This window comes from Mycobacterium sp. (assembly GCF_032159765.1).
Classification (GTDB): Bacteria; Actinomycetota; Actinomycetes; order Mycobacteriales; family Mycobacteriaceae; genus Mycobacterium.
Map to the genome: position 1 here is coordinate 1 of NZ_JAVHWM010000159.1, position 12,102 is coordinate 12,102.

General features: G+C 65.2%; 11 protein-coding genes, 1 tRNA gene and 2 pseudogenes. 6 read left to right on the forward strand and 8 right to left on the reverse strand.

Translation table 11 applies throughout. The features are described 5' to 3' along the window. Positions 1 to 394, reverse strand: a pseudogene (locus QOH60_RS19250) (excinuclease ABC subunit UvrA); the annotation flags it as partial. Between the two features lie 83 nt (positions 395 to 477). Here QOH60_RS19250 and QOH60_RS19255 point away from each other — a divergent pair. Continuing rightward, the gene (locus QOH60_RS19255; protein WP_526423313.1) at positions 478 to 1,155 is read left to right on the forward strand and encodes an MBL fold metallo-hydrolase; all 678 of its coding nucleotides are present in this window, start codon (positions 478 to 480) and stop codon (positions 1,153 to 1,155) included. 8 nt (positions 1,156 to 1,163) lie between these two features. On the opposite strand, the gene QOH60_RS19260 is transcribed toward QOH60_RS19255, so the two are convergent. Further along, positions 1,164 to 1,610 carry a universal stress protein gene (locus QOH60_RS19260; protein ID WP_526423315.1) on the reverse strand — a complete coding sequence of 149 codons (447 nt, stop codon included), beginning with the start codon at positions 1,608 to 1,610 and terminating at the stop codon, positions 1,164 to 1,166. A 182-nt stretch (positions 1,611 to 1,792) separates the two neighbouring features. Between QOH60_RS19260 and QOH60_RS19265 the strand changes: the two genes are divergently transcribed. Further along, a complete protein-coding gene (locus tag QOH60_RS19265; RefSeq protein ID WP_526423317.1) occupies positions 1,793 to 2,455 on the forward strand; it encodes a UdgX family uracil-DNA binding protein in 663 nt (220 codons plus the stop codon). A 65-nt stretch (positions 2,456 to 2,520) separates the two neighbouring features. On the opposite strand, the gene QOH60_RS19270 is transcribed toward QOH60_RS19265, so the two are convergent. From QOH60_RS19270 to uvrB, 4 genes are all read right to left on the reverse strand, one after another. Then, the gene (locus QOH60_RS19270; RefSeq protein ID WP_526423319.1) at positions 2,521 to 2,790 is read right to left on the reverse strand and encodes a hypothetical protein; all 270 of its coding nucleotides are present in this window, start codon (positions 2,788 to 2,790) and stop codon (positions 2,521 to 2,523) included. A 128-nt stretch (positions 2,791 to 2,918) separates the two neighbouring features. Beyond that, positions 2,919 to 2,989: transfer RNA gene (locus QOH60_RS19275), tRNA-Cys, on the reverse strand. Positions 2,990 to 3,060: 71 nt separating this feature from the next. Then, entirely contained in the window at positions 3,061 to 4,461 is a 1,401-nt protein-coding gene (locus QOH60_RS19280) for an MFS transporter (RefSeq protein WP_526423321.1), read from the reverse strand. 45 nt (positions 4,462 to 4,506) lie between these two features. Continuing rightward, positions 4,507 to 6,666, reverse strand: coding sequence for an excinuclease ABC subunit UvrB (gene uvrB / locus QOH60_RS19285; RefSeq protein WP_526423323.1), 2,160 nt, complete (start codon positions 6,664 to 6,666; stop codon positions 4,507 to 4,509). Positions 6,667 to 6,757: 91 nt separating this feature from the next. Here uvrB and QOH60_RS19290 point away from each other — a divergent pair, with 91 nt between their 5' ends. The 3 genes from QOH60_RS19290 (at position 6,758) to QOH60_RS19300 (ending at position 8,968) form a co-directional block, all read left to right on the forward strand. Next, positions 6,758 to 7,264 carry a ribonuclease FAU-1 family protein gene (locus QOH60_RS19290; RefSeq protein ID WP_526423333.1) on the forward strand — a complete coding sequence of 169 codons (507 nt, stop codon included), beginning with the start codon at positions 6,758 to 6,760 and terminating at the stop codon, positions 7,262 to 7,264. A gap of 359 nt (positions 7,265 to 7,623) precedes the next feature. Beyond that, positions 7,624 to 8,403, forward strand: a complete 780-nt coding sequence (locus QOH60_RS19295) for an Fpg/Nei family DNA glycosylase (protein ID WP_526423325.1) — start codon at positions 7,624 to 7,626, stop codon at positions 8,401 to 8,403. 43 nt (positions 8,404 to 8,446) lie between these two features. Further along, positions 8,447 to 8,968: a hypothetical protein gene (locus QOH60_RS19300; RefSeq protein WP_526423327.1), complete on the forward strand. Its 522-nt coding sequence runs from the start codon at positions 8,447 to 8,449 to the stop codon at positions 8,966 to 8,968. Between the two features lies 1 nt (position 8,969). Here QOH60_RS19300 and coaE read toward each other — a convergent pair whose 3' ends face one another. Together coaE and rpsA are read right to left on the reverse strand one after the other, a co-directional pair. Beyond that, complete coding sequence (coaE, locus tag QOH60_RS19305; protein WP_526423329.1) at positions 8,970 to 10,166, reverse strand: dephospho-CoA kinase; 1,197 nt, start codon at positions 10,164 to 10,166, stop codon at positions 8,970 to 8,972. A gap of 3 nt (positions 10,167 to 10,169) precedes the next feature. Beyond that, entirely contained in the window at positions 10,170 to 11,615 is a 1,446-nt protein-coding gene (gene rpsA, locus QOH60_RS19310) for a 30S ribosomal protein S1 (protein WP_526423331.1), read from the reverse strand. Between the two features lie 261 nt (positions 11,616 to 11,876). On the opposite strand from rpsA, the pseudogene QOH60_RS19315 reads away from it, so the two are divergent. Then, a pseudogene (locus tag QOH60_RS19315) lies at positions 11,877 to 12,102 on the forward strand (PrsW family intramembrane metalloprotease); the annotation flags it as partial.

A 12,102-nucleotide genomic window follows, 5' to 3' on the forward strand; every position in this document is an offset into this window, starting at 1 on the left:
TCTGGCGGGCGATCCGCTCACCGCATACGGGGCAGTGCGGGGTGCCTGCCCTGGCGTAGAGGAGACGGAGGTAGTCGTACACCTCGGTGATGGTGCCGACCGTCGACCGCGGGTTGCGGTTGGTGGATTTCTGGTCGATCGACACCGCCGGCGACAGCCCCTCGATGAAATCGACGTCAGGCTTGTCCATTTGGCCGAGGAACTGCCGCGCATACGCCGACAGCGACTCGACGTAGCGGCGCTGGCCCTCCGCGAAGATCGTGTCGAACGCCAATGACGACTTGCCTGATCCGGACAGACCGGTGAACACGATCAGGGCGTCGCGCGGCAGGTCGAGGTCGACACTTCGCAGGTTGTGCTCCCGCGCACCCTTGACGATGAGGCGATCAGACACTGTGCCCTTTCCCGGGCGCCTTCCAATTAGACGCAATCCCTGCCCATGCTAGGTGCCCCCACCGACAGCGCTACCGTGGCGTCATGACCGCCGTCACAGACAACTACACCGGCCACGTCGACCCGGGAACTGCTGCCCGGCGGGCCCTTCCCGGCGCAACGATCATCAAAGCGTCGGTGGGCCCCATGGATAACAACGCCTACCTGGTGACCTGTTCCGAAACCGGCGAAACACTGCTCATCGACGCCGCCAATGACGCCGACGACCTCGTCGCCCTCATCCGGGAGAACGCGCCGAATGTGACGCTGATCGTCACCAGCCACCAGCATTTCGACCACTGGCAGGCGCTGGAGGCGGTGGCTGGCGCGACAGGCGCCCCGACCGCGGTGAACGCGATCGACGCCGATCCCCTGCCGGTGAAGCCAGACCGGCTGCTTTCTCACGGCGACACCGTGCAGGTGGGCAAGCTGACCTTCGATGTCATCCACCTGCGCGGACACACGCCCGGCTCGGTCGCGCTGGCGCTCAGCGGCACGGCGGCCGGGGACGCGACTCAGCTGTTCACCGGCGACTGCCTGTTCCCCGGCGGCGTCGGAAAAACCTGGCAACCAGGCGACTTCGACCAGTTGTTGTCCGACGTCACGTCACGGGTGTTCGACGTGTACGACGATTCGACCGTCATCTATCCCGGCCACGGCGACGACACGACGCTAGGTGCCGAGCGACCGAATCTCGGCGAGTGGAGAGAACGCGGCTGGTAGCCCTGCGCTCAGTTCGTGGTGTGAACGATCAACACGTCGGTTTTGGCCCGACGTGAGACGTTGGCGGGCACCGAGCCGAGGATCCGGCCGGTGATGGTGCTGAGCCCGACATTGCCGACCACGAGCAGGTCGGCGTTGACCTCCTCGGCGAGTTCCACGAGCGCGTCGACGGGTGCGCCGACGATCGGCTTCTCCTCGACGTTCTTGGCTCCTGCCGCAGAGGCCCGTTCGTGGGCTTCCTTCAGGATCGCGTAGATCGGGGCCGCGCCCGTCGTCTTGTATCCCTCGTCCTTGAGCATGTCGGCTGCGCGTGGATCGTCGTGCTGAGGGAAATATGCCGTCGCAATGATCAGTTTCGCGTCCGAGCCGGCGGCGATGCTGGCTGCCCGGTCGACCGCACGCAGTGATGAGTCCGATCCGTCGGTCCCGACCACCACGGTCTGATAGGCGCTCATTGATCCTCCCAGTCCTCGGTTTGCTATGCCAACCCCTGACCTTAGCGGCATGGCCAGCAAAAACGGGAGAGATTGACGACACAGTTGCGCTCGGGGGGGTCAATGCTCACTCGAGGGACGGTGTGTGAGGAGCGGCGCCCCTGCTGGTTTCACGTCAGCTCCTTCACGGGAACACCTGACCAATGGCTCGCGTCTCGACGCAGGGAGCGCAGGAGTTCCTGCCGGATTCCCGCAATCTCGACGACCTCGCCGCCGCGGCCCGCACGTGCCGCGGCTGCGACCTGTACCGGGCGGCCAACCAAACGGTTTTCGGCGCCGGTCTTGACACCGCCCGGGTCGCGCTCGTGGGTGAGCAGCCAGGTGACCAGGAGGACCGCGACGGCACGCCCTTTGTCGGGCCGGCAGGGAAACTTCTGGACAAGGCGCTCGCGGCGGCAGGCATTCGACGGGGCGAGACATATGTCACGAACGCGGTGAAACATTTCAAATTCACTCAGCCAGAACGCGGGAAACGACGCATCCACAAGACGCCGAGCCGCACCGAAGTGGTGGCCTGCCGGCCGTGGCTGATCGCGGAGTTGACGACCATACAGCCGGAGCTCATTGTTCTGCTTGGTGCTACCGCCGCCAAATCGTTGATGGGCAACGACTTTCGGATCACCGCGCACCGGGGGGAACCGCTTCGACTGCCCGAAGACGACAGCGGTATCCAGCCAGGCATCGACCCACATGTGGTCGCCACGGTTCACCCGTCATCCGTGCTGCGCGGGCCACCGCAGGATCGGGAGAAGGCGTTCGACGCGCTCGTCGACGATCTGCGGGCCGCGGCGCGTCTGCTCGGATAGCTGACAGGCGAACGCGCCCGAGCCAGGATGTGCCCGGACGCGTCCACGTCGATGTGTCCCAAGGGTCACTGGGTCCACACACCCCACGGCACATAGGGATCGGTACCGAAGGGGACGAAGGGGTCGGCTCCGCCGATGACCTGCGGCTCGGGGTAGACGGCAACGGGACCGCCCGGAGGCAGCGCCACAGGACCGTCGGCTGACGCGCTCGACGGCTGGGGCGACGGCGTGGTCGGGTTGCTGGCAGCGGCCGCGGCGGTCGGCGCGACCGCAATGGCCGCAGCCACGGCTGCTCCGGCGAATACGGAGCTGATCGTAAATCCCTTGAGACTCATGGCTTTCCCTATCAGTTGACGAGCGCGGGTTCTTTGGCTCACGTGTACATCACATGGGCTGTAGCGCTGCATATTTGGATACGCAGGCGGGTTACACGCACTGTGCAAGACAAGGCAAGACTTACGCGAGCGAGTGACGGGATTCGAACCCGTGTAGACGGCTTTGCAGGCCGGTGCCTAGCCACTCAGCCACACCCGCGTGTCGAGAAGGGTGCCATTTCTCCAGCCGACATTCCAGCATTTCCGTCACCGTGATTTCGCGGGCGCGCACTACTTCGCTGCCGGGCTCGCCTTGATTGCGGCGACGGTCCCCAGCGCCGCAAGTGCGGCGAACACGCCGAAAAGCACACGGGCACTGATTATTTCGGATTCCGAGGCGGCATTCGCTACCACACCGGCGAGGCCTGCGCCGAAGGCACCGGAGATCAATTGCACCGTGTTGATCGCAGCCGCGGCCGCACCACTTTCGACGGGATCGTCCAACGCGCCCATGATCCAGGCCGAGAGGTGGGGCCACGCGATCCCGACGCCGCACCCAGCCACGAACAGTCCGACCAGCCACATCGCGATCACCGACCATCCCGGCCGATCGACCAGGATCAGTGCCGCCAGCCCCAACCCGACGGCCATGACCGCGGGCGACGCCGCCACCAATCGGGCTGACACCGCCTTCTTTTCCACCGACGCGCTGACGATCTCCGACGTCGTCCACCCGACGGCCAGCACTGCGCCGACAAAGCCGGCCGCCACCGGGGCCATGCCCGCCAGCCGCTGAGCGAAAAACGGCACGTACATGTCGACCATGGTTGCGGCCATCAGCACGCCGACGGTCACATACATCCACTTCAGCGGGCCCGGGCCGAACGCGGCTCGGGGCAACACGGTTGCCCGTGCCCGTCGGTCGACCAGGAGGAAGCCTCCCACCAGCGCGACGCCCAGGACGAGGAGCCCCGCCGTTGCGACGGCATCCCGTTGCACGCCGGCGACGCTGATCGCCAGGGCCGCACCGCCCAGCAGCGCCAGTGACCACACGGGGATCCGGCTGAGACTGGCTGGCGCGGGAGCACTCTGCGCCCTCGCGGGCAGCGCGCCAGGCACGAGCGCGGCCATCGCCAGCGTCGCGACTACCAGCGAGCCGAAAGCCCAACGCCAGATATGAAATTGGGCGAACACACCGCCCATCGCTGGGCCGATGATGACGCTGACTCCCCACATCGCCGACACCAAGGCTGATGCCCGAGTCCACAACGAACTCGGCAGCGCCGCGTTGATCACCGCGTAGCCCAGACCCGCGAGCATTCCGCCCGCTGCGCCCTGCACGGTCCGGGCGACAAGAAGCAATTCCATGGTTGGCGCGAGGGCGCAACCCGCGGTGCCCGCGCCGAACAGCGTGAGGATCAGCAGATATGACGTTCGCGGGCCGAATCTCATGAGCAGCGGGTTCACCGCCGCGGCCGCGATCACCGAGCCGACGAGATACACGGTCACAACCCAGGCGTAGAACCGTTGCCCACCGATGTCGGCGACGGCGCTAGGCAGCAGGCTGATGGTGAGGAACTCGTTCGTGGCGTACAGCGCGACACCGCCGGCGAGCACAGTGACCGTGCCGAGCCGGTCGCGGCCCAGCAGCTCGCGCCAGCTTCCCGCGATCGTCGTCGGTGTCTGGCTCACCCGGCCCACGCTAAGGCCTCAACCATGGTTTAGATCAAGCGCGCACTATTTCAGCCCGGCCGCGTCCATTCCGCGCAGTTCCTTCTTCAGGTCGGCGATCTCGTCGCGAATCCTCGCGGCAAGTTCGAACTGGAGGTCGCGCGCCGCAGCCATCATCTGCGCCGTGAGGTCCTTGATCAGGTCGGCGAGTTCTGCGCGCGGCATGTTCGACGTGTCGCGTCCCTCGTAGATCCCGGCGCTGACGGCGCGGCCTGGCTCGCCCTGAGCACGGCGGCCTCGCGACACGTTGCGGCCTGAGCCACCGACTTCGACTCTGTCCGAGTCTTCGGCCTCGCGGTACACCTGGTCGAGGATGTCGGCGATCTTCTTCCGCAGCGGCTTCGGGTCGATGCCGTTCGCCTGGTTGTACGCGACCTGTTTCGCGCGCCGGCGATCCGTCTCGTCGATGGCCTCGCGCATCGAGTCGGTGATTTTGTCGGCGTACATATGCACCTCGCCCGATACGTTGCGGGCGGCTCGGCCGATGGTCTGGATCAGGCTCCGCGCCGATCGCAGGAACCCTTCCTTATCCGCATCCAGGATCGCGACCAAGGACACCTCCGGCAGGTCGAGGCCTTCGCGAAGCAGGTTGATCCCGACGAGCACGTCGAAATCGCCGAGCCGCAATTGCCGCAATAGCTCGACCCGTCGCAACGTGTCCACCTCCGAGTGCAGGTAGCGCACCCGGATGCCCATCTCCAGCAGATAGTCGGTGAGATCCTCGGCCATCTTCTTCGTCAGCGTCGTGACCAGCACCCGCTCGTCGGCGTCCGCCCGTTTCCGGATCTCTCCGATCAAGTCATCGATCTGGCCCTTCGTCGGCTTCACGACGATCTTCGGATCGACCAGTCCGGTGGGGCGGATCACCTGCTCGACGAACTCGCCCTGCGTCTGGCTCAGCTCGTACGGGCCCGGCGTGGCCGACAGATACACCGTCTGGCCGATCCGGTCGGCGAACTCCTCCCACGTGAGCGGGCGGTTGTCGATGGCCGACGGCAGCCGGAAGCCGTAATCCACCAGGTTGCGCTTGCGGGAGATGTCGCCCTCGTACATGCCGCCGATCTGCGGAACGGTCACGTGCGACTCGTCGATGACGAGGAGGAAATCCTCCGGGAAGTAGTCGAGAAGCGTCGCCGGCGCCGACCCCGCCGGCCGGGCATCTATATGCCGCGAGTAGTTCTCGATCCCCGAGCAGAAGCCGACTTGCCGCATCATCTCGACGTCGTAGTTGGTCCGCATCCGCAGCCGCTGCGCTTCGAGCAGCTTGCCTTGACGCTCCAGTTCGGCCAGCCGCTCGGCCAGCTCTGCCTCGATCGTCGAGATCGCGTGCGCCATCCGCTCAGGACCTGCCACGTAGTGCGTCGCGGGGAAGATCCGCAACGAGTCGACCTGGCGGACCACGTCGCCAGTCAGCGGGTGCAGGTAGTACAGCGCCTCGATCTCGTCGCCGAAGAACTCGATGCGAACCGCCAGCTCCTCGTAGGACGGAATGATCTCGACGGTGTCGCCGCGAACTCGGAACGAGCCCCGGGTGAACGACAGGTCGTTGCGCGTGTACTGGACATCGACGAGCAACCGCAGCAACCCGTCCCGGGGCACTTCGGCGCCGACCTGCAGCTCGACCGACCGGTCAAGATACGACTGCGGGGTCCCGAGGCCGTAGATGCACGACACCGACGCCACCACGACCACATCCCGCCGCGACAACAGGCTGGACGTCGCCGAGTGCCGCAGCCGCTCGACATCGTCGTTGATGGAGCTGTCTTTCTCGATGTACGTGTCCGTCTGCGCGATGTAGGCCTCTGGCTGGTAATAGTCGTAGTACGAGACGAAGTACTCGACAGCGTTGTGCGGCAACATCTCTCGCAGCTCGTTAGCCAGCTGCGCGGCCAGCGTCTTGTTGGGCGCCATCACGAGCGTTGGCCGCTGAAGCCGCTCGATCAGCCACGCCGTGGTGGCCGACTTGCCCGTGCCCGTGGCGCCGAGCAGCACCACGTCGCGCTCACCTGAGGAAATCCGGCGCTCGAGCTCCTTGATCGCGGCGGGCTGGTCCCCGGCGGGCTCATGCTGGCTGACCACCTCGAAACGCGCACCGGTGCGCACCACGTCATCGACGGCGCGATACTCCGAGTGCGCCAGCACGGGGTGTTCGGTAGCGAATGCCATAGTCACAGGTTAGAACCGACCACCGACAGGTTCTTGTTCCCCACCGATGACCGCTTGCGCGAAGAGCGAAGGCACTCTTTATGCTTGCGCTATCCACCCCCCCAAACACGAAAAATTCGACATCGCCGGGCGCACCAACACCGATCCGAAGGGCATCGTGCGCGCGGTTGACGAGTACACCGTCACGCCGTGGGGCCTTTACATGGCCCGCCCGACACCCGGCCGGCCGCAGTTCCACTACCTGGAGTCGTGGCTTCTGCCGCCGCTGGGCTTGCGCGCGACGGTGTTTCACTTCAACCCCGGGCACGAACAGGATTACGACTACTACCTCGACGTCGGCCGATACACAGCCGGTCGGACGGCATGGCACTCCGAGGATCACTACCTCGATCTCCTGGTCCGCGCCGGTGCGGGGGTCGAGCTGACCGATGTCGACGAGCTTCTTGATGCCGTGCGCCTCGGCCTGCTCACGCCGGAAATCGGCGAGGAGGCGATTGTGTTCGCGGTCGCTGCAGTCGACGGCCTGGCCCAGCATCGGTACGACCTCAATCAATGGCTGAGCGCAACCGGCATGCCGCTGACCTGGAGGGGCGCTTAGGCGGGTTCGGCCACCTTGGGAGTCGGGTATGCGCAGGCATGACACTGAAGAAGTACCGCGACAAGCGGCTGGCGCAACGCACCTCCTTCGAGGGTGACAAGGGCGAGATTTGCGTTGACTCTGCGCTGAGGCCGACCGCTACTCGCAGTTTTGCGCCGTGAGCGCAGAGTCAACGATGGCTTCTGGTCAACGCAAACGTTGTGAGGGAGACGCATTGACTGCCCACACCAGCGTTGGGGTGACATACACCGACCGAGTGCTCTTCCCAGTAGGCGGGATCACCAAAGGCCACATCACACGAGACGCGTGCGCGCGCACCTGCTCTCTGTCCCGTCCGGCACAACGCCTCTCCAAATCTCGTGCCAGAGCTACCTGACGTCGAAGGATTCCGTACCGAGCTCGCAGATTCGCTGCCGGGCCGCAAGATTCGTGACGTGGAGGTGCGGGACGCCGGCGTGCTGCGCAACAGAACCGCCCAAGATGTCAAACGCGAGTTGACCGGCCAACGTTTTGGCGTTCCGCGCAGGCACGGAAAGTGGCTCATTTTGCCCACCGACGGACCAACTGTGTTGGTGCACAGCGGGATGACCGGGCGACCGTATTACGCGCCGGCCGGAACACCCGATGAGGGCCAGGAACGACTGGTGTTCACGCTGGACCGCGGCGAACTCCGGTACACCGATTTGCGCAAGCTGCGCGGCGTGTGGGTTGCGGTTGATGACAGTGAAGTCGATCGCATCACCGGCCGACTGGGCCCCGACGCATTCGATATCGGCCTTCCGGAGTTCACCCAGGCGTTGGACGGCCGCCGCGGAGGTCTGAAGGCCACATTGATGGATCAGTCCGTGATCGCCGGGTTGGGAAACCTCCTGACCGACGAGATCTGCTGGCAGGCACGCCTGCATCCCACTCGCCAGGTCTCGAGTGTGGACAGCGACGAAATGAAACGGCTGCATGCCACCATGCGGCGCGTACTGCGCACGTCGGTCCGGCATCGCCGCATTCCCCGACCGCGGCGGTGGCTGACCGGTGTGCGTGACGATCCCGATCCGACCTGCCCGCGCTGCGGCACCAGGCTGGTTCGCGGTCGGGCTGGCGGACGAACCACACTGTGGTGCCCTCGTTGCCAGCACAAATGACGTCAGGAACTACGCGTCCAGCCAGGTTCGATAGTCTCAGGCCATGCACGCATGGTTGGCGATTACCGCAGCCGCAGTGATCGGGGCCGGGAGCCAAGTGACCTTCCCGGTGGCATTCGCCGATAACCCCTCAGGCGGTGACAAGCACAACGTCACCTATCGCGCTAGCGTCGGCGGTGTTTCTCGCGGCCTGACGATCACATACAACGTCTCTGACACGGAGGTCGAGACGGCGACCCCGACGGTGCTGCCTGGCCAGATATTCGAGGCGAACGCCGTGCTGAGTGACCCGAAAAAGGCCGGCATGGAGATCTCGGTCAGGTGGCCGTACACCGCCAATCTGCACTGCGAGATCCTGGTGGACGACCAGATCACCGCCCAGGCCGATGACTTCATCAAGCCGACGCTGCTTCCGCAAAGCAGTGACCCGGGCTACGGCGTCATGCCCTGCGGTTCGGAACTGGCCAACGCCGCTGCGATCAACGCCGGCAACCAAGCCGCCGGCGGCAACCCCGCCACCGCGCCGCCGTCCCAATCCGCTCCGCCGCCCGCTCCACCCCCGTAGCTCACGGACGCCAGCCGACCGCGTCGGCCCACTCCCACGCGCGCCGGTAGCTGTCCAGAAACCACGGCTCCTTTGCTTCCGGGTAGTGCGGCGAACCTTCGACATCGCGCTTGACGGACAGGTATTCGCTGTGCACTGCGGGGTGTTCCCTCAGCCAATCGGTGAACAGCAATGCGAACTGCTGGCCGGGCCAGCCGTCCACCCGGACATGGACATTAGCCGGCCTGCCAGGATCGCTCGCAGCGTGAATTCGCTTCTGCCACAACGCCGGATCGTTGTCATGGTCGAATTCGGCGACGGTGCTGCGCGCGTCATCGTGGACGGAGTCCGTGGTTATCTCCGCGATGCGCGGGTAGCCGGCGGTGGTGAGCGCGTCGGCGATCTCGTCGGCGACTTCGATCGACCTCACGGTCACCTGCACGTCGACGACATCCTTCGCGTCCAACCCCGGCACTGCCGTCGAGCCGATGTGGTCCACCCGGAACGCGTTGTGTCCGCATGCCGTACGCAGCCGGGCGACGATCCGCGCCGCCTGCTCGGGCCACGTGGGGTCGTACGCCACCAACACGTAAGGAGCCCTGACTGTGCGGTGGTTCTGCAGGTTGTGCGCGAACGGCAGTATGCGCCGGCACCAGAGATCGCGTGCGCGTTCCACTAGTTCGCCCTCTGACCCCGAGTTGTCCAGCCAAACGTCGGCCACCGCGCGTCGCTGTTCCTCGGTGGCTTGCGCTGCGATCCTGGCGCGGGCATCGGATTCGGTCATACCGCGTTTGATCAGTCTCTTGACCCGCACCTCCGGGTCGGCGTTCACGATGACGACCAGCGGGAACAACGGCGCCATGCCGCTTTCCACAAGTAGAGGGATGTCCTCGACCACCACTTTGTCTTCCGAGACACTGGCGATGATCTCGGATCGCCGCCGCGCCACCAGCGGATGGACGATGCCGTTGAGCGTCTGGCGCTTCTCGTCGTCGGCAAATGCCTTGGTGGCCAATGCCGGACGGTTCAAAGCGCCATCGGGCAGCAGAATGTCGTCACCGAATGCGTCGACGAGCATGGCCAGGCCTTCGGTGCCGGGCTCGACAACTTCCCGGGCGATCACGTCGCCGTCGACGATCACGCCGCCGCACTCAGCGAAAGTTGCTGAAACTGTGGACTTTCCGGCCCCGATACCGCCGGTCAGGCCGATCCGAAGCATGCGCTATGCGCTGCCGGCCAGCTTCTCCCGCAGCGCGGCCAGCTGCTCGTCGCTCGCCAGTGAGCCACCCGACGGCGCGTCATCGGAGCGCGACGATCCGTTGGCTGAGGGCTGCTTCTCGGCCGCGGCTGCCTCGGCGGCGGCGAACTTCTCCATCTGCGCCGTGTGCATCTTGTGCCGGCGTTCCGCCTCGGCGTAGCGGGCCTCCCACTCGGCACGCTGCTTGTCGAAGCCCTCGAGCCACTCGTTGGTGTCGGGGTCGAAGCCTTCGGGGAAGATGTAGTTGCCCTGCTCGTCGTAGCTGTCGGCCATGCCGTACTTCGAGGGATCGAACTCCTCGGTGTAGTCCTCGTTGGCCTGCTTGAGACTCAGCGAGATACGGCGGCGCTCCAGGTCGATGTCGATGACCTTGACCATCGCGTCGTCGCCGACCTGCACCACCTGGTCGGGCACCTCGACGTGACGCTCGGCCAGCTCGGAGATGTGCACCAGGCCCTCGATGCCCTCCTCGACGCGGACAAACGCACCGAACGGGACCAGCTTGGTGACCTTGCCGGGCACGATCTGGCCGATCGCATGGGTACGGGCGAAGTGACGCCACGGATCTTCCTGAGTCGCCTTGAGCGACAACGAAACCCGCTCGCGATCCATATCGACGTCGAGCACCTCGACGGTGACCTCGTCGCCCACCTGGACGACTTCGGACGGATGATCGATGTGCTTCCAGGACAGCTCGGAGACGTGCACCAGGCCGTCAACACCGCCGAGGTCGACGAACGCGCCAAAGTTGACGATGGAGCTGACGACACCCTTGCGAATCGCGCCCTTCTGCAGCTGATTGAGGAACTCGCTGCGCACCTCGGACTGCGTCTGCTCGAGCCAGGCGCGACGCGACAGCACGACGTTGTTGCGGTTCTTGTCGAGCTCGATGATCTTGGCCTCGAGCTCCTTGCCGATGTAGGGCTGCAGGTCACGTACGCGGCGCATCTCGACCAGCGAAGCCGGAAGGAAGCCGCGCAATCCGATGTCCAGGATCAGGCCGCCCTTGACCACCTCGAAGACGGTGCCCTTGACGGCCTCGTCCTTCTCCTTCAGCTCCTCGATCGTGCCCCACGCCCGCTCGTACTGCGCGCGCTTCTTGGACAGGATCAGCCGGCCCTCTTTGTCCTCCTTGGTGAGAACAAGTGCCTCGACCTCGTCGCCGACGGACACAACCTCATTGGGGTCGACGTCGTGCTTGATGGACAACTCGCGGGAGGGGATGACGCCTTCGGTCTTGTAGCCGATGTCGAGTAGGACTTCATCCCGGTCGACCTTGACGATCGTCCCTTCGACGATGTCGCCATCGTTGAAATATTTGATGGTCTTGTCGATGGCGGCGAGAAAGTCCTCGCTGGAGCCGATGTCGTTGACAGCTACTTGCGGCGAGGTGACGGAGGGACTGGGCATATTGTTGGGTTGCTCCGGACAATGAAGTTCGTAGGGACAGTTGGCATGGCGCTACCCGCGATCTGGTCGCGAGTCACTGTCGAGGCTACTCGACTGTGTACACGCTGGACAAACTCGGTTTCGCTGGCGTGGGGATTCCATCGACGCGAACACGAGCCCGTAGAGGTTATCGCGCGGGCAGATGTGCGCGCCGACGCGGTGCGTTGCTGAGCAGAGCGAACGCCTCGGGCACTCCCAGGGTCCACCGATTAACCTGCTGTCGTGTCGAATCCCTGGGCACCTCAGCAACCGCGTCCGTTTTACCCGCCCCTTGAGCGGCGAATCCGCAAGGTCGGCGCGCCACTGGCAGTGGTCATCCTGCTCGGCACCGTCGCCGGGCTGATAGTGATCCTGCTGACCGCGCTCAACCCGCTCGGAACTGCCGTCGGGTTCGTCTTGTCCAGCGTGGCGATGACCGTCGTGGTGCTCGCCTACCTGTGGCTGGACC